This window comes from Rhodopirellula baltica SH 1, from assembly GCF_000196115.1.
Lineage (GTDB): Bacteria > Planctomycetota > Planctomycetia > Pirellulales > Pirellulaceae > Rhodopirellula > Rhodopirellula baltica.
The window spans coordinates 4,017,110-4,039,887 of the sequence record NC_005027.1; the positions used below are offsets into that span (position 1 = coordinate 4,017,110).

The following is a 22,778-nucleotide window of genomic DNA, read 5'->3' on the forward strand; positions in this document are numbered from 1 at the left end:
TTGGATTCCAATTCAGCTATGTCGCAACAAGCTTCTGCCGCCGCTTCGACTCACGCCGCTCCTGAATCCTCATCCAATGAGCGCACTGCCAACGAGCTGACGGTGCTTCGAGAGCAAGTGAAGCGTTTGCAGGGGATGGCGACACTGGGCGAGCTGACAGGAACCGCGACGCACGAATTCAACAACGTGCTGATGACGGTCATCAACTATGCCAAGTTGGGACTACGAAACGAAGACAAAGCCAGCCGAGACAAAGCACTGACGAAAATTTTGGAAGCGTCCGAGCGAGCTGCACAAATCACCAACACGATTTTGGCCCAAGCCCGCAACCGCAGCGATGCGATGGGCCCGGTTGATTTGAGTGGCTTGGTTCGTGAAACATTGGTGCTGATGCAACGCGAAATGCAGAAGTACCGAATCAGCATCGAAACCGATCTCGCCGAAACCGCAACCGTTCACGCCAGCGGCAATCAAATCCAACGGTTGCTGCTGAACCTGTTGACCAATTCGCGACAAGCGATCGGCGAATGTGGCACGCTATGGATTCGCGTTGCTTCCGGTGAGAGTGGTGCTGACGGAAACGGCTATGTCGAACTCACCGTTCGCGATTCAGGCAAAGGCATCCCGGAAGACGTCTTGCCCAAGATCTTCGATCCGTACTTCTCCACCAAAGCCGGTCCCGATGAAACGGGAAAGGGCGGAACGGGTTTGGGACTGGCCGCCTGCAAAGACATCATCGACGAACACAAAGGGCGCGTGCGAGTCGAAAGCTCGGTCGGCCGTGGCACCGCGTTCATCATCCGTTTGCCAATCAGCCCCTCCCAACGAGCCGCTGCCTGAGGATTGGAGGCCATGTTCCACATGGCATTCACGCCGATGCTTGGGAACAAAGCGAGTCGTGCTCCTCTTCATCCGTGACCGAATCCGTCGGTGCAATGGATCGCATACAATGACAAGTTGTCATTCGTTTCCGCGAACCAACTCCCGCAAATATGCCCGGCCCACTCACTGAAGCCCAGATTGCCGATTACGACAGCCAAGGTTTCTTGTTGGCTTCGTCATTGTTCGATGCGGATGAGATCGAACTGCTGCGCCGCTCGGCCAAAGAAGACAAACGCCTGGACGACCACGCGTTTGGTCGCGATGACGGCGAAGGCGGCACCGTTCGATTGTCCGTTTGGAACCATCCCGGCAACGGCATCTACGGTGCATTCGCACGCTGCAATCGATTGGTCCAAAGGGCCGAGCAATTGCTGCGAGACGAACCGTATCACTACCACTCCAAGATGATCATGAAGGACGCGCGAGTCGGTGGCGCGTGGGCGTGGCATCAAGACTACGGCTACTGGTACGGCAACGGTGTTTTAACGCCGAATCTGGTCAGTTGTTTCATTGCCGTCGATCCGGCGACTCGCGAAAACGGATGCCTGCAAGTGATCCGAGGCTCTCATGCTTGCGGACGCGTTCACCATCAACTGACCGGCCAACAAGCCGGTGCTGATCCAGAACGGGTGGCGGAGATTTTGAAACGGTTCGAGCTCGTTCATGTTGAAATGAATCCTGGCGATGTGCTCTTTTTTCATTCCAATCTGTTGCACCGCAGCGATCAAAATCACAGCGAGAATCCGCGTTGGTCGATGATTTGTTGCTACAACGCCAAGTCCAATGATCCCTACAAAGAATCGCATCACCCCCGCTACACGCCACTGGATCGCTTGCCAGATTCTGCGGTGCGTGAAATAGGCGGGCAACGATTTGAAGACACGGACGTGCACCAAAACGATTCGCAAGGTCAGTCCATGGCGTGGTTGGATCCGAATCGAGACGCCAGCGCGACCTCTTTGAAACCAACATCAAAGGACGCGAACAATTGACGCATCGTGAAAGCGACGCGGCTGACTTGGGCATCGATCCCGTCATGCCCCAAAATCGCAATGTGCCCATTGGGTGCATCGGTGCCGGGTTCATCATGGATGATTGCCATTTGGTGGCGTACCGAGCGGCAGGCTTTCATCCCGCCGCGATCGCTTCGCGACGAAGAGAACAAGCCGACAAGGTGGCAGAGCGGCATGGAATCACCCGAGTCTTTGACAATCCAAGCGAACTCTTGACCGACACTTCCATCGAAGTCGTCGACATCGCGGTCCCGCCCGACGTTCAACTCGAGATCATTCGTGAAGTGGTTCGGCATCCGCACATCCGTGGCATCTTGGCCCAAAAACCTATCGCGGGCTGTTTCTCTGAAGCCCAGAAGATTGTCGATCTCTGCCACGACGCAGGAGTCACGCTTTGCGTCAATCAAAACATGCGCTACGACCACTCCATCCGCGCCTGCAAAACGATGTTGGATCAAGGAAAACTCGGCGAACCTGTTTTGGCGACCATCGACATGCGAGCGATCCCGCATTGGATGCCGTGGCAACAACGGCAGGGTTGGATGACATGCCGAATCATGTCGATTCACCACTTGGATGCGATGCGGTACTGGTTCGGTGATCCGGTTCGCGTCTTTGCTAGTTTCCGGACCGATCCGCGGACGACGTTCCCGCACGTCGACGGCATTGGGCTGTACATCCTGGAATACGCCAGCGGGTTGCGTTGCCAAATTTGCGATGACGTGTGGGCAGGACCGGCGCGCGAAGGCGCGGCGGAAGACTTGGGCATCACTTGGCGAGTCGAGGGCACGGAAGGGATAGCTCGTGGAACCATTGGCTGGCCCAAGTACCCGCGTCGATGCCCCAGCACAATCGATTGGACGACGACGGACATCGGCCGATGGGAACAACCACGCTGGGACGAGGTCTGGTTCCCCGACGCGTTCGCCGGCCCGATGGCGGAACTGTTGGTCGCAATGGAGACCTGCGTCGAACCCAACCTGAGCGGGCGTGACAACCTGCGCACGATGGCTTTGGTCGACGCGTGTTACGAATCAGCGAAGACCCACCGTGCAATTGAGCTACCGACATCGCCGTAGGATTTCTTCCGTCAGGTAGACTCAACGAATCAACCATCTAGACGGCCAGCGACTGCTCATACCGTCGTCAGTCTTTGGCTGCCGATCGCTCCATTAAGTCCGCAGGAACTTCTTTGGGCCAATCTCCCGTCAGCATCATATCGCGGATGCGAACATTTCGCTTGAGCTCCCTCAGCAAACCCGGGCGGGGTGGATCAGCGACAGGCAGGCTGATCAAGGGATTGTCATTCAATGTCACTCGCACGGTGTCACCATCACGGGTCAACTTCACTGTGTTCCACGCTTGATCGTTGGGCACGTTGTCCGGTGCAACCGGATCGGCTGGCGGATTCAGTTTGTTCACTGCGACAAATTCGGTCGACGCCAGATCATTGGTAATTCGAATCCAGTTTGGCAGGGTACCGTCTTTGGTGAACTTCAACGCCATGCGACCGACGGTCGGTTGGACCTCCGTATCATCCCACTCCCACCAAAACGAATACTCCATCGAGTCACCGTCTAGCAATGGACGCAGGTATTCGATGTGGCTCGACGGATCATAGACATTGTCCGCTTGTGCCGTCGTGTATTTCAGTTCGTTTTCCTTCACTGACCACTTGGCTTGGTCTTTCTCGCTCGCGGCCTGGCGGGCCTCGTAAATCTTATCGGCTTCCTGACCTTCCCCAAGGGGCAACAAGGGATCTGGCAAACCACGTCCGTATGTCAAAATGCCCCAGCCTCTCATGGTTGGATCAATTGGATTGATCTGCTCTGGGATCACAGGATTCCCCGTCAGACGAATGTTGTTGAACCTCGTGGTCCGACTCATTTCATGGGTGACTGACAACCAAGGATAGGACCGTGTTCTCAAATCATTGACATAGGGTTCGCCATTACACAGTCCGATAACTTCGTTTTCCGTGACGTTTAACGCTTCTTCGTTTACCTTCCCATTTTCAATGGACGGTACCGACACTTTCACGGTGCTGCCCGCCATGGCGGTGATTCGAGCTTTTTTCTCCCATCCGTCAGGTTGGTACAGCACACCACCGTAACCGATGTTGCTTGCCCCCGGATTGCCATCCCAGATGTCGGCCGAAAATCCAAACTCGCCTACGATGGGAAAACGAAGCATGAAAAGCGATTGATTGTCACCACTCGTAGCACTGACCCATCCTTCGTCATCCATCGCGTAGAGTGGATGCAAGGTTTCCGTGTCAGGAGTCGCTCCTGCCGGCAACCTGACTGGAACAAATTGCGTCAAAGGCGAACCCTCAGTCGCACCGGCTGCCCGCCCCACTCCAGCAAACGCCATGGTTCTGCCCAAAGCAGACGTCACAGTATTTCGCTGACTTCGAGTTGCATATGGCAAGAGCTTTGCAAGCAATGGCTTTGTCTGGTCAACCGCCACTCCGGCATCAATGCATCGAGCGATCAAATAGGTCGCCAACATTGGATACTCGAGCTTTGTGTCTTGCTTGGTAGGCTTGTTGGCGATCAAGTCGGCCTTGATCGCATCCAAAGTCTTGAGGAGCGAATCAGACTCTGCGTTGCCTCCGTTCTTCAACTGACCCGCCAAGCGGACCAATGCGGCTGCAATATCGGCGTCATCGCCTATTCGCTTGCTCCGCTCAATCAATGCCTCGGCGACGTCGGCTGACTTGTTTGTTTTGGCTGCCAAATCGGCAAGCATTAAAAGAGTGTCGACCGTTGGAATCTGGGAAGTCGAAGTGACCAGTGACTTAAAGTCTTCCAATCGCGGAGTTTGCCGACGAACGGATTCCGGCGGCGTGTCATACCGAACGAACCCAGTCCAATGCATGATCGGGCTGTCGGCGTCGTCTCCCATCGCAATCTGCATTAGCAGGTCAAACTGCTTTGCCTCGGGCAACTCATTGATTGCGACCGCCAGTTTGGCTGGTGTCATCGAATCACGATTCGAATCATCAGCCTGTTTCATTGCGATCAACTTGCGAATGAAGCCAGGGGTTTGATCCACCGACCCGTCATCAATCAATTCACCTAGCAACCGCTCCAGTTCACGCTGGACGTATTCATCGCGGCGGTCACCATCGTAGTTCGCGTATCGTGCTTCACGGGTCGCGATTTCAGCGTCGAGCACGGTTTGGAAACGCTCAACGTCGCTACTCTTCGCGGCACTCTTCAACATCAAACGGCGAAGCTTGCTGGCGATGCTTCGATGACGATTCGAGGTGTAGCTATCGGAGTCAATCAAGCCAGCGGTGCGTTGCAGCAACTCACCGGCCCTCTCCGCAACCTGAGGTGCACTCGCTAGGTCGCTTGGGTCTTGCAGCAGTGGCCAAATGCATCCGAGAACAAGATTGATAGTTTCACTTTTGCGATAAGACTCTTGTTGCATCTGAGATGTGATCAAGTTCGGCGTCGAAGCGGATGACGTGATTTCGCTGACCTCAGGCAACACCGAATCCAGCGATTCAGCGAACGAGTCTAAAGCCGACACGAGCTTTTCCTCGTCCTTTGACGCCATTGCGAAATCAACCAACAGACTCGCACTCGTCGCTTTGTCAGTTGATTTCGCGATCCGCTCTTGCAGTAACTCATCCAGTTGCGGTGAGCGATCGCATAGGACCGCTGCGATCATCAGCGACTTAGCAGCTGATTCCTTTCCGGAGTCGTCGGCCAACACACCCCGGTCATATCCGGTGGTTGACACGATCTCGGTCGCATAGGGGAACACCGTTGCCGCACGTTCCGGCGGCAGCACGATTGTCCGCAACGCCTCGAAAATCAAAGGTATCGATGTCGCTGGGTCGCTCTTTGGCCTATCGCCATCCCCGGACGCCTCATTGCTAGATGCAACATCGCCAGTCTCCGAATCACTCGTGTTTGAGTCCTCAGGTTCTGGATCGCGTTTGCCTAGCTTTTTTCCAGTCGCATCCGAGTAGAGATCGATGATTTCGTTGACTTGCCGAGTGAGCTCACCCATCCCACCATCGTCGCGATCTCGAACATTCGTAGGCTGCCGACTGATCGTGAACGCATCGCCCGTCGTCCCCATCTGCCGCAGAGGCGGACCGTTGCCAAGCGCCAACATCAGAGCACGCGTGGAAATTTCGATGCCACCATCCATCGCAGCGGTTCGTGCAATCCCCAACGCGGTCTCGCATTTGTCTTTTGAAAGTGGTGCGCCCGGCTCAACGTCAGCCTCGATCCGGTCCAGATAATTCGCGAACGATTGCGAATCATCGCCTGTTAATTTCGACAGAGCCAACTCGAGCCGAGGATCCCCGGTCGTTCCGGCGACGCTGGCCAAATAGTCAATCAAGCTCTTGCCGACTTCGGTGTCCGCGCCCGGATCGGATTCGTGAACCGATTTAACCACCGGATACAAATCCAATAAAGGTTTGTACTTTTCAGTCGAAGGAGTCCCTGCCGCGGCGGTCACCTCTTCCAAAGACGGAAGGATCTCGAACAAGCGAGCTGCAGTGGGTTCAATCCCTTCCGAATCGGTATGCGCAGCAATCAAAAGTTCCGCCGCGGGCAGCGACCAATCCTCGGTATGGACAGATGAGAGATCGCTGAGCACGGACGCCAGTTCAGCCACGGCTTCGTGTCCTTTATCGATCTCAAGCGAGGAACGAATTGCCATCGTCAGACCTGGTTCGGCATCGCCTGCTAACAGCATCTCGACGGGCAAGTCCATTAGATCGACGCTGATTGCCCGCTTCTTGGCGTCTTTCGACTCGGCAAGTTCTTCAGTGAGCCACTGAATGTATTGCGTGCTTGCTTTGGGCGTCACAGCTTCGGCTGCTGCCTCGGCTGCTTTGACGAAGGACTCGCTCGTTGTCCCGGATCCATAACGTTTGGCTCGATCGAACCGGCCTGGATCCGAAAGAGCACGTCGATAGATCACAAGTGCATCAATCGGGCATCCCATGCTGACCAATTTGTCGGCAATTGATTTGAACTGCCTTAAATCTTGATAGTCCCCGTAGCCGGGGTTGTATTGGTTCTGTTCGGAATTATCGATCGAAGCATAGCCATCAAGCGCGAACTGACGAGCCAATCCACTCTGACCATTGGCCGCGTATACGTCGAGCAACCGAGCGGATACTGAGTATTGAAAATCGTTCGGTGTGATATTGGGATCGTCGCTGGCGTACTCGTACATCTCGACCAACATCGCTGGGCGATCGGGAATGCCACCCACTTTTTCGACGACTTGTCCAGCCTGCCATACCAAACCACCGCTGATGGCTTGAGCCCCACGTACTTCGCCCTCTTCTCTTTTGGGAATCGCACTGCGAAGTCGTTCAGCTGCTTTGTCCTTCTGCTCCGACTTTTTCAGGTCCATCAGGGCGAGCAAAAACTCAGCAGTCGGTTTCGAGGTTTCTGTCTTCTTGGCCTTCTCTGCCGCCTCGCCAAACTTGTTGGCTACCGCCTCGTCTGTAACGACCAAGACAATGATATCATCCAACGGACCAATTGCTGTTCCGCCACTTGAACGGCTGCGAACCTGCCAAAGTGTTGACGTCGGCGAAAAAGCATCATCACTGCAAATCGCCTCGACCACGGTCTCTCGAATCCCCGGAATATTCTTTCGTTCGGAATCGGGTACGTTGCGGAGGATGGAATAGAAGTTTTGGCGACCATACGGACTCTTCAGTGCATGACCAATGAATTTGCGTTTTGCCTCACTGAAATCTTTTCGATCACCCATCGACACAAATTCCCCCAATCGATAGGAGGACAAGGTCGCAGGGTCAAACTCCAATAACCTTTCGAACATCGCGTCTTCGCTTTTCGCCGCTTGAACCGCTCGACGCATTTCGTAGTAGCTGTTGTTTATCAAGCTGGGATCTTTCTCAAAAGCATCCAGATACATCTCAGCCGCTTCTTTATGCTTTTTACTCTTGTCCAAAGCGGCCGCCCGGGCCAGCAACTGCCGCGCATCGACCGGACGGTCGTTTGGAGCATCTTCCCAAAGAGTTTCTGCGTCGTCGGAGCGACCGGCTGCCGTATAAAGTTCCGCCAACTCAGATCGCACACGCATTGAGGAGGGCGAAGCTTTCAGACGCCGCTCGGCTCGTTCAATCAACGGTTCCATCCGTCCCGCCGATGTCAAAATCTCGACCGCTTGTCGGCGATAGTAGTCTTGATTGCTTTGGTTTTGACGTCGTCCACTGCCCATTTTTCGCAGCAAAGCGTAAGCGACTTCGGCAGCCGACTCCTTGTCGTCGCTGGCCATGAAGGATCTCGCGATCTGCAACTCGACACTTTCATCGCGACTCTTACCGCCTCGCATCCGGCGCAACACCGCGGCAGCCTTGTCATTCATTCCTAAGCGACGCAGTTGGTCCACCAACGCCAATTGCGTATTCGTGTCCATCCGCATTCCGAACAATCGCTGCGCAGCCTGCTTCGCGCGATCGATGTCCCCGAGTTCAGCGGCCAAGTTCATTGCCGCCATCTCTTTGCGAACCAACATACGACTGTCCAGCGGATCGAAAGAATCCAACGCCTCCAGTGCAACGCGGGGTTGATTCAACTCGCTCGCCAAACGAGCTCTCTCGATCTGCAGGTCAATGTCGTCGGGATACTTTTCGCAAAGCTCGATCAATTCACGATAGCAGTCCTCGGGTCGGTCGTCCCACCAATGAGCAAACGCCGCCAGCACACCACGCGACTTCAATTCGTGAACCGGAGCGTCTGGGAGAGGTTCCTGAAGATGCTCGATCATTTCCAATGGAACCCGCAGCGATCGATCACGAGCATTCACTTTTTGTGACGGGTCAACCGGTATCAGACTCGATAGCTCAGACACCATGGATTGATCAATCAGCGAGGTGGACAAAGGAGCTTTGATCTGAATCGACCGGTAACTTCCCGTTGGTGATTGATAGTAGGTTCGCAGCATGCCTTCGGAGAGCGAACTGTTGCGACTACGAGAAAGATTCCCACGATTGATGCTCGCTGCCAAAACAGCATCGAGCAACTCGAGTCGGTGTTTGTCAACGAACGCTTTACTCCGGTCGGATGCTCGCGAAATGCCTCCAAGCGAACCGTTGATGGAACTCCTCGTTTGCGTGGCCTTGCCACCCGTCTCATTTCGAATCGCAGGTATCAGCCGGCTTACCAACTCGCTGGCTCGATCCTCTGATCCCATCCGCAAATGGAACATAAGAGTGGACAAGAGCTCGTCGTACGATGCGTCTTCCTCAGGATCAGGAATGGCAAACTCAGCTGCTCGTTCCGGTAGTCCAGCTCGGTTGAATTCGTTGATCAAGATACTCCGCAGCATCAACTGACTTGACGCCGTTTGCAGAGACGTTGTTTGCGTCGTGACTTTGTTCTTGTTGAACAGATCAACCAAAATTTCCAAGCGTTCTGTCGAAAGGGGTTCAGGCTGTTCCTTCTTTTCACCATCTTCCTCAGACTCTTTGGTTTCTTCCTCATCCGGAACCGCGATGCGAGACGCCAACAGCGACAACACAGCTGTCTGGCCATATTCAGGATCAAGCTCAGCCAATCGCCAGCTCAGCATCTCCTGCCGCCGTTTCGCTTCGGCGGCCTCCGCATCGTCTTCGTTGGTGTTGGTATCCGTCGCAAACACCGACTGGAACGATTGCAATGAGGTGTACTCCCAAAGCACCATCGCATCGTCGACCTCTTCAATGTCGTCGATGCTGAACTGCTCTTTCATCATCTCCTCGATCTTGGATTCGACTTCTCCCGCCGGTGCTTCCTTGGCTCCACGCACCAACAGCAGCGATGCCGCCAGAATACGCGCATGCCCAAAAACGTTGGGTTGGATCAGATTCAGGGTGGTCGCGCCACTGCTGTATCCAAACAAATCATTTCCATATCGGCCAATCCGATAGTTGCGAGCCATCGTGTAGCTGCTTTGTCCCCAATATCTCGGATTGGTTAAGTAGTCCGCCGGGTAATTGGTGTTGCGTGAGCTGGTCTTGACCGTCTTCTGAGTCGGCGGCTTCGCGTCCAGCGGCAGATCCATCGTGCGGATCTGCTCGCATAGTTCACCCGCCTCTTCATAGCGTTCCTTTTGGTCGTCATCACTATCGTCGTAAAGCAACAGTTGAGCCAACTCGAGCTTCACATCCCACAATCCAGGGTCGCGATCGAGTGCTTCGCGACAGATCGCGATTGCTGCCTTGGTGTCACCACGCATCGCAGCGGACCGGATCATCGATCCCAAACGAACCGGATCGGATACCAAAGAGATTCGTTCGCCGAGTGCCGTCGCGATATCGATCATTCCCGCGTCGAGTTTCAATTGCACCAGCTTGAAACGATTCTCGGGTGTGTCAGCGAGTGCGACGATTCGCTCTTGATACCCAGCCGCCGTCGCGACCTCATCCGCCAAATCACTTAAGTTGACCATCGCCTCAAGCAATCCAACATCACGAGGTTGTTGCGCAATCAACTGGTCAATCGATTGCCGCGCGGCCCCATAATCTTCAATCGCTTCGTATGCGGCAGACGTTAAACGCAAAGTCTCTCGGGCATCCCCGTCTTCGCGGCCAAGCGACTCAATTCTCGAGATCAGCTCTTCGATATCACCTTGGCGATCGTACAGCGGTGCTAACTGCTTGATTATGCTGATCCGGTCGTCTGTTTGAGATTCATACTGGATCGCTTGCCAGTACAGCTCGATCGCTTCGTCGGTCCGATAACTCTCAGCCAATTCAGAGGCCATCATCCTCCGTGGTCCGTTGTCACGCGGAGCCACGTTCATCGCCCGGCGTAGTGCGGTGAACGCTTCATCATCACGGTTGGCGCTAAGCGCCGTTCTTGCGTAGAACAGGTAGGACTCAGGACTGGCTGGGTTGGCATCAATCAACGATTCGCATGTCGCCAGCGCCTCATCGATTTGCCCAAGACGGGTTTGCAGCCCCGCGACGCGTTGCAAATAGTTGGTACGAAACCTGGTGTCGACTTGGGATAGTTTTTCAAACAAAGTCACCGCGTCAGACAAACGGGTTTGTCGCTCAGCAATGTCGGCGGCGACCACCAACACGTCCACGTTGTCGGGCTCTGACTTTCGAGCTTGACGAATCGCCTCCGCCGCATCGGGCAATTGACCAGCCGCTTGATGCATCAAGGCCAATTGCCGCAACCGATCGACCGTTGGAGGTTGCGTCTTTAGCGTCGCGATCTGCTCACCCAGCGTTCCGGCTTGTCGATACGTTTCGATTTGGTCCTTCAACACCTGTTCTTGTTCGTCCGGAGTTTCGGCGATGTCGCGGGCCACTTCCAAACGCGCGAACGCTTCTTCATGCTGCTTTGAATCTCGGAGTGCTTTTGCAAAACGCAACTCTTGTGCAAACGTCAAATCCATTTCTGACGCATCCCGCCAGGCCGCGAGGGCTCGTTCGCCCAGTTCAAATGTGCTGAATACTTCAGCCAAACGAACCAGTGAGTCTCGGTTACGGCGATCTTCAGAGGCGATCGATTCCCAAGTCTTGATCGCTTCTTCTTTTCGATCGAGCTTGTGCAGATATTCCCCTAAGTACTCGCGGTACTGCGGAGATTCAGGGTCGACCTCAATCGCTTGCTCATACAACTTGATCGCATCGTCTTCTCGATCGATGCCTCGAAATCGATCGGCAATCTGCGAAAGCGTGACAGCATCGTCGCTTCGAGCATCGGCCAATTGCTGCCAAACACGGGACGCTGCCTCGCGGCGCGCCTTCAATTCCGTCTTCTGATCTTCCAACAACAATTGTCCCCAACGCAGCAAATAGTCAGGGTTTTCGGGGTCACTTTTTGCTAACTTTTCATACTGTGCCGCAGCTGATTGATTGTCCCCCAAGGCAACCAACACATCGATCAATGCCAACCGGACATCGGCGTCACCCGGAGCCTTCGTGGTCGCGTCAAGAAGTGTTTTCTTGGCTTCGTCGAGCCGTCCGGCGGAGACCAAGATGCGGCCCAATCGAGTCTGCAACGCCAAGTTGTCAGTGGAGTCCGCCAACTGCCCTTGGTAATAGTTCGCCAATGCGTCGTAGTCGCCCGATTTGAGGAACCCATCTTCGATCCGATTGCGAACATCCGTGTGAAGCCAACTCCCTGGTCGCAAGCGGGCGCGAATCTTTTCGAGATCCTTTGTCGCTTCATCCGGTTCGCCTAGCCGACGTCGCAATTCGGCGGCTTCCACCGCAAACGCAATCTTATCGTCTTCATCCCGACTGCTCTTCGACAGTGCAACAAAACGCACGAGTGCTTCTTCCAGGTTTCCTTCTTCGGCGAGTGCTCGAGCAATTTGGCCCCCGACACGGGCATCTCGCGGGAACATCGCTTCGAGTTGCTTCCAAACCGCGAATGCCTTTTCGTTCTGACCTGCCCGCCCATAAATACGACCTAACTCAGTAAAAATCGGCACCGCCTCGTTGCGTGCGGGCCCCCGGTCGATTGAACGTTGAATTGCCGCCGCGGCACGTTCATTTTCGCCAACAGCAAGCAGCGATTTGCCGAGATAAAAGCTGCAAGCAGCCTCGTTGGGCAAACGATCTTCTGCCTTCGAGAATGCATCCACAGCGAGGGCTGACTTACCGCGTTGGGCTTGGATCAGCCCTAAGACCATTGCCTTCTCACCAGCTGACGGCGCATCGTCTTCTACATCCAACGATTCAATCAGCTGATCAAGAGAACCGTTTTGAACGTGATACCCATAAACTCGATCCAGTGCGGTGCCAGGACGAGGCCGGCGCAACAGGACTTGGAAGAACCGGTCCGCGATCACGCGTTCCCTATCAGTGTTACTGGCCTCTTGAGCAGAAGACGGCAAACACAACAAACCGCCTCCAAGTAAGAAGACTAATAATGCACCAAAGACAAAGATCCGAACTGGACGGCAGTGAATCACGGCAACCTCGACGTCAAAGCGGAAGTCGAACCAAGCAATCAAATGAATCCTCACTGTAGAGCTCAGCGCCGCGCGATGCAATTCTTGACACCCCCCACCTCACATTTTCTGGTATTCTGCTTCTGACCTTCCAAACGATTGCTGCGATGGCGAACCATTAGGAACAACATGAGTGAATCGATTGACAATGAGTTGCGTGACCGACTCGAACAATTCCGTGGGGATTTTGGTCGACTTCGCGAAGAAGTATCCAAACGCATCGTCGGTCAACAACCAATCGTTGACGGGGTGCTGACATCTTTGATTGCCGGCGGCCATGTCTTGCTCGAAGGTGTGCCCGGCTTAGGAAAAACCCTCTTGGTCCGAACGCTTTCAGACGTTTTAGATGCCTCTTTTGGTCGTATCCAGTTCACTCCCGACCTCATGCCGGCCGACCTAATTGGCACCAACATTTTGGTCGAAACACAAAACGGCCATAAAGAATTTCAATTTCAACGCGGCCCGGTCTTTGCCAATGTGGTGCTGGCTGATGAAATCAACCGCGCGACGCCAAAGACACAATCCGCCTTGCTAGAAGCAATGCAGGAACACAGTGTCACGGTTGCAGGAACTTCACATCAACTTGACGGGCTATTTTTTGTGTTGGCCACGCAAAACCCGCTGGAAATGGAAGGAACCTACCCTCTGCCCGAAGCCCAACTGGATCGTTTCCTCATGAAATTGGTCGTACCATTTCCGACGACCGAGGAAATGGAAACGATCATGGACCGCACCACAGCAGGAGAGATTCCGCCACCTCAAAAAATCATGTCTTCCGATCGCGTGATCGAGCTTCGCCGCCTGTCGAGGCAAATCCCGATTGCCGATGAAGTTCGGCGTTATGCGATTTTGATGATCATGGGCACCCATCCATCTCACGAAGCGGCGACCCCGATGGTGCAAAAATTTGTCCGGTATGGCAGCAGTCCAAGGGGAGCACAAGCATTGATTTTGTGTGCAAAAATCCGGGCCGTTTTGGACGGTCGCTTTCATGTTGCCAAAGAAGATATTCGCGAAATGGCCCATGCAACGCTTCGGCACCGGGTCATGCTGAACTTTGAGGGCCAAGCGGACGGAATCACCATCGATGCGATCGTTGACGACCTGATCGAAAACGTTCACAGCGAAGTGGTTGTGGCATGACCGTCTTTGACTCGGACTTTCTGAAGCGACTGGAATACCTTTCGCTCTTATCAAAGCGGATGTTCAAGGGGCAACTATTGGCCCAGCGACGAACGATGCAAACCGGCGGCGGAATCGAATTTGCCGACCACCGCGAATACATCAGCGGAGATGACCTGCGTTACTTGGACTGGAACGTTTACGCGAGGCACGGCGATTTGCTGCTAAAACGATTCCAGGAAGAGGAAGACCTTCACGTGTATATGCTGCTCGATACATCCGCCAGCATGAACGTGGCTGATTCAGATAACCGTCATGGTGAGGCCACAGGAACAAAATTCCTACTGGCCCAGCAGATCGTCGCGGCGTTGTCCTATATCGCTCTGGCAGATCTCGATCGCGTTTCGATCTTGGCTTACGACGACCGTGTACGTGCGACCATGCCATTGATCCGAGGCAAAAACCAAGTCCTCAGTTTGCTGCGTTTTCTTGAGCAACTTGAGTGCGGCGGCGAACGCACGGACTTGCAAACGGTTGTTGGTGATTTTGTGGACCGAGCACCACGAACGGGACTGGCGATTGTTGTCAGCGATCTGTACGACCAAAAGGGTTTCCGCGACGGCATCGATCGACTCCGTTACGCCCGCTTTGAACCGCATGTGATTCAGATCCATACGCCCAGTGAAGCGTCCCCCAGTTTTTTGGGAGACATGGAATTGGTGGACTGTGAGAGTGGTCTGCAAAAAAAGGTGACGGTAACCGAACGCAAGCTACGGCAGTACAAAAAGCTTTTCCAGGCATTCTTAGATGACGTCGAAACCTATTGCCGCAACCACGGCCTGAGTCATACACGAGCGACGACGGAGGTTCCTTTCGACGCTGTATTGCTTCGTATGATGCGTACTGCGGCGGTGGGATAACACATGTCGCTGGCGTCTCCCGAACGATTGATGTGGCTTTGGATTGCACTTCCAATCATCGTTCTCTACATCCTGAAAACGCGTTTGCGACGCCGGCCTGTCGCAACGCTCCTGTTTTGGGAACAGATCTTCGAAGAGAAACGTCAGCGATCCCTCTGGCAGAATCTTCGTCGTTGGCTGTCACTTCTGCTGCAGCTTGTATTTGTTTCGCTATTGGTATTCGCACTGGCAGATCCACTTTGGCGTTGGCAGGCGGATTCTGGTCAAGAAGTGATTTTGGTCGTGGATAACTCTGCCAGTATGCAAGCGGTCGAACCGGAGACAGGCCAAACAAGATTGCAACTAGCCGTTGACCGCGCCGCTTCGCTCGCTCGCGGTCTTCGCCAAGGCGACCAAATGGCATTGGTCACCGCGGGCACCACGGTACGCGTGGTTGTCGGCATGTCTGATTTCGCACCGGCGATCGAGGAAGCCATTCATTCGATCCAGCCAACCGATGGACCAACGCAGATCGGCGCTGCCATCGAAGCGGCCAGACGGTTAGCAGACAAAAATGACCGACGCCGTATTGTCGTCATCACCGACACAACACTTGGCGTTCAAAATGACATCGAATCAGCCGAAGATCTTTCATGGGAGACCGTTGGCACTTCTCAAACAAACCTAGCAATCACCACATTCCAAGTTCGACGTTCGAGCGTTGATCCCGTTGGTTACGCATTGTTGGTCGAAGTCCGCAACTTCTCCGACGAACCAGCCAGTACACGGCTGAAGCTTACGCTTGGCGATGACTTGGTCGACGTTGTTCCAATCAAGCTGGACGCCGATGGCGTTTGGCAAACAACGATCGATGGAACGTCTCGCGAGGGCGGGGTTTTGACCGCTTCGTTGGACGCGACCGATGGGCTCTCCGTCGACAACGTGGCCCGAGCAGTCGTTCCGGCACGCCCGCTCGTTCCAGTGACATTGGTGACTGGGGCAGATGACGTGTCGTTCTATCTTCGCACCGTTTTAGAATCGATACCGTTGATCAAGTTGACGGTGGTCAACGACGCCGAGCAAACCGCAGAGAATGGTTTGACGATCTACAGCGGAGCGGTTCCCACGGAACTTCCTTCCGGCCCCGCTCTGTTTATCGCCCAGGATGACGGTCCACCGGGAACCTGGAAACTTGGCAGCGAAATCGATACCCCCATCGTGGCAAAACAGGACAAGGAGTCATCTTTGCTGCGGCACGTTCAATTGCAAAACGTGATGCTCGCCGGCGGGCGTGATATCGAAGTCGACGAATCGCTGGGACAGGCGACCACGTTGCTCGAAACAGCTGACACCTCGCGGGTTTTGGTTTCCGTCGAACGTGAATCCGGCAGAATTCTAATTCTGTCAGCCAACTTGGATGACAGCGATCTACCGCTTCGGATCGCATTCCCTGTCATGATGACCAATGCCATGAATTGGTTCTTCCGGCAAACAGGTGACATGAACCCCGCCTTGAACACGGGATTGGCGACTACGGTGCCATGGGATTTCGACGTTGCCTCGGCCGTGTTGATGTCGCCGGATGGAAATGTCCGAAACATTTCCGTTACGCGTGATCACGCCACCATCAGCCCAATCGGGAAAGCCGGCGTGTACGGCCTGTTCTCACCTGAGTCGTTGCCCCAAACCGACTCAGCACCACAGCCCGAACAGCAACCCGTCAAGACTCCCGAAGAATGGAAGTTAGCGGAAGATGTTCCTGGTGAATTGCTGGCGGTCAACCTGTGCAGTGCCGAGGAAAGTGACCTACGAGTTGCCCAGCAGCCAAAGGAGCCAACAAGCTTGGTCTCGCGAGGCGGAGCTCCAGCGTGGTTCTACTTGGTCATGTTGGCAATTGCATTGGTGGTCGGTGAGTGGGCATTGTTCCATCGAAGGGTGGTGGCATGATGTTGCAATGGACTCAGCCGCAATGGGCATGGCTTTGGGTCCCAGCCGTCTTATGGCTGGTGGTGTTTCACCTTCGAACGCTCAGCGACTTCCCACCGCGTCAACGACTCGTATCGCTGCTGGTTCGAGGCATCGTGCTAACGCTGCTGATCATGGCGGTTTGTGGACCGGTGGCGCTTCGTTCGACCTCGCAAAAAATGATTGTGTTCGCAGTCGACCAAAGCGAGAGCATCGATGAGGCCGCACGCGAAACCGCGGACGAATACTTAAAGGATGCCATCGAGCAGGCGAAAGAAGACGATGCCGAGGTGCGTTTTTTGCCGTTTGACAGCACTCCACGGCAACTTCAATCCAATTGGACGGCGTTTCAAGAGCCTCCTGCGGAAACGGACAGCGAACCAGCATCGGTCGAAGTTGAGGAAGAAACACCGGCGGACGTTTCTGCGATCGATCGAGTTGACCCCGGGGAAGACGAAGTACCGGCGCCAACCCCATCACCGACCGACTTGGATGCCGATGAAGCGAAACGAATGGGCACGGACTTAGCCGCCGCCATTCAAACCGCCGTGGCTTCGATTCCTCCATCGCGCGTGCCACGAATCATATTGATGAGCGACGGCAATCAAACAAACGGCGATGGGATTGCCGCCGCGACAGACGCTGATGTTCCCGTGTGGACGGTGCCACTTCCGACACGAAGCGAACCGGAAGTGCAGATGGCCGCGGTGGAGGCTCCCACGCAGGTGCGTCAGGGCGAACCATTCTTCGTCGAAGTTGTTGTCAGCAGCAATCGTGACACTGAAGGACATGTCGATCTGTATCGTGGGGACATTCAAATTGGCGACGTCGACGCACCGGCGGTGAAGATCAAAAAGGGAGAAAACCGCTTCCGGTTTCAGCAGACTTTGCTGGGGCAACGACAAGAAACCTTTGCCGCGCGATTGCGAGATTGCGATGACACACTGCTTGATAACAACGAAGCCCAGGCGATCGTGTACGCCAGCGGCAAACCTCGCGTGCTGCTGATCGACAGCGAACCCGACGAAACGGACTCCTTGCGTTGGGCATTGGATGAACAATCCATCGATGTTGACGTTCGTCCTCCGGAGGGCATCCCCAGCGACTTGTCTGAAATGCAGGGTTATGAATGCTTGATCCTTTCCAACGTTCCGGCAACTTCGATGTCGATGCGGCAGATGGATCTGATCAGGATCTACGTTCAAGACTTAGGCGGTGGGCTGATCATGCTCGGTGGCGACCAAGCCTTTGGCCTGGGCGGTTATTACCGAACTCAGATTGAAGAAATCTTGCCCGTTCGCAGCAACTTTGAAAAAGAACGCGAAAAGCCTTCGTTGGCAATGATGCTGGTGATCGACAAGAGCGGCTCGATGGGCGGCCAAAAAATAGAACTTGCCAAAGATGCTGCCCAAGCCGCCGTCGAACTGCTTGGCCCCAAAGACGCCATTGGAGTGATCGCCTTTGATGGAGACTCCTACACCGTGTCCGAGCTTCGTTCGACTTCCGATCGCGGTGCGATCTCGGATGCCATTTCAACAATCGAAGCGTCCGGCGGAACAAACATGTACCCCGCAATGGCTGACGCCTACGAAGCCTTGCTTGGCGCAACAGCCAAACTGAAACACGTGATCCTGATGACGGATGGTGTTTCTTCACCGGGCGACTTCCAAGGAGTTGCCGGCGACATGTCCGCATCGCGAATCACGCTCTCTACCGTTGCACTCGGTCAGGGTTCGAGCGAAGACCTGCTGGAGGAACTCGCTCAGATTGGTGGAGGTCGCTACTACTTTTGCGATGATCCTCAATCGGTTCCCCAAGTCTTTGCAAAGGAAACCGTCGAAGCCAGCAAATCCGCAATCAACGAACTGCCTTTTGTCCCACAGTTGGTGCGTCCCACATCGGTGCTCGATGGGATCGAACTGGACCTGTCGCCACTGCTGCTCGGCTACGTCGTGACGCGTCCCAAACCCACGGCCGAGTTCATTCTGGCCAGCGAGTCGGGCGACCCGCTGTTGGTATGGTGGCGATATGGTTTGGGGATGTCGGTTGCTTTTACCAGCGACGCAAAAAATCGATGGGCGGGCGAATGGATGACCTGGCCAGACTTTGGAACCTTTTGGGCCCAAATCATCCGCCATGCGATGCGCAAGGACGACAATCGAGGCGTGTTTGTGGAAGTCGAACGAAACGGCAATCAAACTCGTGTGGTCATGGACGCGGTCGACGACAATGGTCGATTCATCGATGAGGCCGAAACTCGATTGACGGTGATCGATCCTCGATTAAAGAATGAAAAGATTGCCATGCGGCAAACCGCGCCGGGTCGCTACGAGGCCTCGGTGGAAACGCTTCGTCGCGGTGCATACCACTTTGACATCGCCACCAACCGGATGGACGGGACCAGCCAACGAAGCTCTCGAGGAATCGCGGTTGGCTACCCCGACGAATTGCGTTTGCTGCCACGTGGCGACGAATTGCTTCGACAAATCGCGTCCGTAAGCGGTGGACGCTATGACGCCCCGGCAAGCTCCATCACGGAAAACGATGATCGCACAGCACGTGACCCTGTCCCGATCTGGCCATGGCTACTCATGGCTGGCTTGGTTCTGTTCATCGCGGATGTGGCGTTTCGCCGAGTCGAAATGCTTTAAAAGCAGCTCGATAGCAATCCCGAATCCGAGATCACCAGCCGGAATCCGCCCAGATTTTCTTATGATTGATACAGCTTTCTATCTTGGTGGTAGGCATCCCTACCCCCTAGACTGGTCGATAGCGACGGGCGAGCGAAAGAATTGCCGAAGGCATCGATTCGCTTTGCGCCCGAGTCATTCCACTTTCAGCCACTTCTGCTAGTGAGACCAACGATGCTGCACGAAATTCTTCGACCAGTTCAACGACGTCTGTGGCTTGCTTCGATGATTCGCGGCGTCTCAACCGGTCTGTTGATCGGAGCGATTCTTGCACTCTGGGTCGCAATCGCTCGCACCGCATTCTTTCCCACGATGCATTGGGGATGGCCACTATCGATCGTTGTCGCCGGCGGCGTGGTCGGGTGGATGATCGGAATGCTGGGACGATTCAATGAACAATCGGCCGCACGACTGATCGACCAACACTACGGACTGAAAGATCGTTCGATCACTTCGTTGCAGTTTGATCGCGAACGAAAAACGCATTTGGATCCCGTACGAGAGCTGCAATTGGCCGAGGCGGACCAACAGCTTCATCGAGTCAACCCGGTCGAATGTGTCCCGATCACCGCGCCGCGACACGCGCGATGGATCGCAGGCTTGGTCATTGCAACGACATTGATCTTGATCGTCGGCAATCGCAATGTTCCTACCCTGGAAGCCAAACCCATCTTGCCATTGGCTCAGCGGCAATCCGTCGACCTTCGCCAAACGATGCTCGAAGATTTGGAAGAGATGGCGGAGGAACAAAAGGATCCTGAACTCGAAGCACTCATCGAAGAACTCAGTGAGCAACTGGATGAGATGGAATCGGCTTCGTTGGATGAAGCCGACTTGCTGGCAACACTTTCCGAAATGGAACAATCACTGGCAGAAGCTCGCGAGTCACTGAAGCTGGAAATGACTGACACGATGCTAAAGGCACTCGCCGCAGCCATGAAACCATCCGACGCGATGAACCAAGCCGCCAAGGCTCTTGAAGCAGAACAATACGACGAAGCAAGTGAACAACTTGAAGCGGTGGATCCTTCTCAAATGGGCGACAAGCAACGCCGCGCCGTCGCAGACAACCTGAAAAAGATGTTGTCAAAACTCAAACCCGCACAGCAGGGACAACTCAGTAATTCAATCAGCGAGCTTGCCGAAGGCTTGGACTCAAAAAACATGAGTCAATGCAAGAAGTGCCTTTCGAAACTCGCGTCGGAATGCAAACAGCAAGGGCAACGCAAAAAGATTGGCAACTGCATGTCGTGCCAACTCAACCGACTCTCACAATGCAAAAGCGAGTGTCGCGGTCAGTGCCAATCCGACAGTGTCGCAAAGTCCGACTCGCCGAGCCAAAATGCGGGCCGAGGTGTCAGTGGTCAACCGCTGGGCGATCAAGCCACTAAAATTGACAGCGTTCGAAACGAGGAAATGCTAACCGGCCAACAGTCTGAAGGCCCTAGCGAAACGGAAATCTTGCAAGCCCCCGAGGGCGAACAACAAGCCATCCGGCAGTACCAGGCCAAGTACAACAAGTTCAAACGGGAAGCCGAGGCGGTACTGAACTCCGAACCGCTTCCAATGGGACACCGAGAAACCGTCCGCAAGTACTTCGAAGCGATTCGCCCAAACAACGAAACCGAAGCGGAGATGGCCATGGAAGCATCTGCAACGGATGAGTGAATCCACTCCACCATTTCCGTTGAGGGTCGGTTGTCAAAACTCACAACAAGACGGAACTCAGATCAATCTGATTTCGCGAGACCGTCTGTTGGAAGATTCCAAAGCCAACGCTGCAGGTAGGAGTCTGCCAGCATCGGCGCATACTCCGCGTCTGCATCGATGAAGTCTTGTTCGGTGGGAGGATCGACAGGAGTCGCCGCAGTTACTGAGTCGGGTTCGAATCCCCAGAGCACCAATTCGTCCTGATCGACCTTCAGACCGAAGGGTCGATCTCCCATGGGTGCGAGACTTCCGATCGTGAGATTTCCGTTCTCATCGCCGGAACTCAGCAAACCTGGGGCAGCGTCGTGGATCTCTTGGATGGTGCTGGGCCAACGCCCTTCTCGGTGCTGAAACAATCGAGCCAGGATGGCTGTTTTCGCGAGACGCACATGCATGGCGGATCGGACAAAAGCTTGATTCATCAAAACCAAACTCGGCATGGTCACCTCAGTGATTTGAGTGTCCAATTTCCGCAACCAACTCCTGGATTGAAAAGAAGCTTGCACCAAAGTTTCCAGACTCTCGATCTCCTCGAAAAAGGTGGTCAAATCATCGGTGGGAACAAGCTCCAGCCGGTCGTACATAGCCAGTGTCTCCAAGGCATCGATGGAGTGCCCACCCGGCAACTGATACTCAATGGTATCTCCCCCCAGTTCTTCCATTGAGGTCTGATCCTGAAACAACGGTAGCACCCAAGCTCGTTCGCCAATCAGAAATCGTCGGTAGCGAGGTTCAATCTCTTCAAGTCCCTCGAGTTGCTCCAACACCGCTCGCCACTGTTCATCGTCAAAGCAATCGATTTGCAATGCGGTTTTGATGGCATCAAGAGCGAACTCGAGTATTGCCACACTGACCAACTGCGAAACCGCCATCGGCTCCTCTTCCAACGCCCGTGAATTTCCGATCAGGGCCAACACACAGTGGTTCGCATGATCGAAGTCATCACGCCGAAGTGCGTCATCAAACTCCAAACGCAGCAATCGAGAGACATCTCTCGTCGGTCCAATACGAGGAAAAAGATCATAGGTGGTCATCGGCGTCCACACGCCACGACTGCCTTCAGTGATCAAATGAATTCGCTGCAGCAGCCCCGACCATTCACTCAGGTAGTCCCTTGCAATCAGATGGTTCGAATAGGGTTGCCCGTAGACGTATTCCTCCGGTTCTTCTTCGTAAGCCAGGCCAATGATCGGAACGTCTTCCCCGGATTCCTGGAACGCGTCCGATTCGATTTCATCAAGGATGCGTTGCCATTCCTGGCTACGCGATGAATCAATCCGTTCCCTGCGGTAGTCCAGCAACGACTCCGCATCGATTGGCAAACCGCTGGCCAGCAAATCATTTTTGCGGTCGGCCAGTTCCTGAGCCGCGATGTTCTGGCGAGCGAACCACCAAATTAGCACCAGAAAAATCAGTGATAGCGGCAAGACAAGAAAGACAAACACCGCCAAGTTTCGCGGGGCCAACAATCTCGCTAACAAACTCGACGGCAGCTTCGAATCATCTGATGAAGTCATATGTGTCTGGACCGA

The 22,778-nt window shown here is 54.5% G+C and carries 10 protein-coding genes; 8 read left to right on the top strand and 2 right to left on the bottom strand.

Annotation, left to right across the window (positions count from 1 at the left end):
• Nucleotides 1-18 precede the first annotated feature (18 nt).
• From RB_RS15275 to RB_RS15285, 3 genes are all read left to right on the top strand, one after another.
• Nucleotides 19-840 carry a sensor histidine kinase gene (locus RB_RS15275; RefSeq protein WP_007336481.1) on the top strand — a complete coding sequence of 274 codons (822 nt, stop codon included), beginning with the start codon at nt 19-21 and terminating at the stop codon, nt 838-840.
• Nucleotides 841-992: 152 nt separating this feature from the next.
• A complete protein-coding gene (locus tag RB_RS15280) occupies nt 993-1,874 on the top strand; it encodes a phytanoyl-CoA dioxygenase family protein (protein ID WP_011121414.1) in 882 nt (293 codons plus the stop codon).
• Nucleotides 1,871-2,974: a Gfo/Idh/MocA family protein gene (locus RB_RS15285; protein ID WP_164922070.1), complete on the top strand. Its 1,104-nt coding sequence runs from the start codon at nt 1,871-1,873 to the stop codon at nt 2,972-2,974. Before RB_RS15280 ends, RB_RS15285 begins: the two co-directional genes overlap by 4 nt.
• Before the next feature lie 67 nt (nt 2,975-3,041).
• Here the strand turns inward: RB_RS15285 and RB_RS15290 are convergent, their stop codons facing one another.
• Nucleotides 3,042-12,863: a tetratricopeptide repeat protein gene (locus tag RB_RS15290; protein WP_011121416.1), complete on the bottom strand. Its 9,822-nt coding sequence runs from the start codon at nt 12,861-12,863 to the stop codon at nt 3,042-3,044.
• 126 nt (nt 12,864-12,989) lie between these two features.
• On the opposite strand from RB_RS15290, the gene RB_RS15295 reads away from it, so the two are divergent.
• From RB_RS15295 to RB_RS15315, 5 genes are all read left to right on the top strand, one after another.
• Nucleotides 12,990-14,003: an AAA family ATPase gene (locus tag RB_RS15295; protein ID WP_164922072.1), complete on the top strand. Its 1,014-nt coding sequence runs from the start codon at nt 12,990-12,992 to the stop codon at nt 14,001-14,003.
• Entirely contained in the window at nt 14,000-14,902 is a 903-nt protein-coding gene (locus tag RB_RS15300; protein ID WP_011121418.1) for a DUF58 domain-containing protein, read from the top strand. Before RB_RS15295 ends, RB_RS15300 begins: the two co-directional genes overlap by 4 nt.
• 3 nt (nt 14,903-14,905) lie before the next feature.
• Complete coding sequence (locus RB_RS15305; protein ID WP_011121419.1) at nt 14,906-16,828, top strand: vWA domain-containing protein; 1,923 nt, start codon at nt 14,906-14,908, stop codon at nt 16,826-16,828.
• The gene (locus tag RB_RS15310) at nt 16,825-19,497 is read left to right on the top strand and encodes a VWA domain-containing protein (protein WP_164922073.1); all 2,673 of its coding nucleotides are present in this window, start codon (nt 16,825-16,827) and stop codon (nt 19,495-19,497) included. The genes RB_RS15305 and RB_RS15310 overlap by 4 nt, the downstream gene beginning before the upstream one ends.
• Nucleotides 19,498-19,710: 213 nt before the next feature.
• Complete coding sequence (locus RB_RS15315; protein ID WP_164922074.1) at nt 19,711-21,204, top strand: hypothetical protein; 1,494 nt, start codon at nt 19,711-19,713, stop codon at nt 21,202-21,204.
• Between the two features lie 62 nt (nt 21,205-21,266).
• Here RB_RS15315 and RB_RS15320 read toward each other — a convergent pair whose 3' ends face one another.
• Nucleotides 21,267-22,763, bottom strand: coding sequence for a hypothetical protein (locus RB_RS15320; RefSeq protein ID WP_164922075.1), 1,497 nt, complete (start codon nt 22,761-22,763; stop codon nt 21,267-21,269).
• Nucleotides 22,764-22,778: the final 15 nt, after the last annotated feature.

What these genes read in the sequence shown, in the direction of transcription:
- RB_RS15300 (WP_011121418.1), top strand. Translation starts at nt 14,000, where the DNA reads ATGACCGTCTTTGACTCGGACTTTCTGAAGCGACTGGAATACCTTTCG.
- RB_RS15315 (WP_164922074.1), top strand. Translation starts at nt 19,711, where the DNA reads ATGCTGCACGAAATTCTTCGACCAGTTCAACGACGTCTGTGGCTTGCT.
- RB_RS15320 (WP_164922075.1), bottom strand. Translation starts at nt 22,763, where the DNA reads ATGACTTCATCAGATGATTCGAAGCTGCCGTCGAGTTTGTTAGCGAGA.
- RB_RS15295 (WP_164922072.1), top strand. Translation starts at nt 12,990, where the DNA reads ATGAGTGAATCGATTGACAATGAGTTGCGTGACCGACTCGAACAATTC.
- RB_RS15305 (WP_011121419.1), top strand. Translation starts at nt 14,906, where the DNA reads ATGTCGCTGGCGTCTCCCGAACGATTGATGTGGCTTTGGATTGCACTT.
- RB_RS15310 (WP_164922073.1), top strand. Translation starts at nt 16,825, where the DNA reads ATGATGTTGCAATGGACTCAGCCGCAATGGGCATGGCTTTGGGTCCCA.
- RB_RS15275 (WP_007336481.1), top strand. Translation starts at nt 19, where the DNA reads ATGTCGCAACAAGCTTCTGCCGCCGCTTCGACTCACGCCGCTCCTGAA.
- RB_RS15280 (WP_011121414.1), top strand. Translation starts at nt 993, where the DNA reads ATGCCCGGCCCACTCACTGAAGCCCAGATTGCCGATTACGACAGCCAA.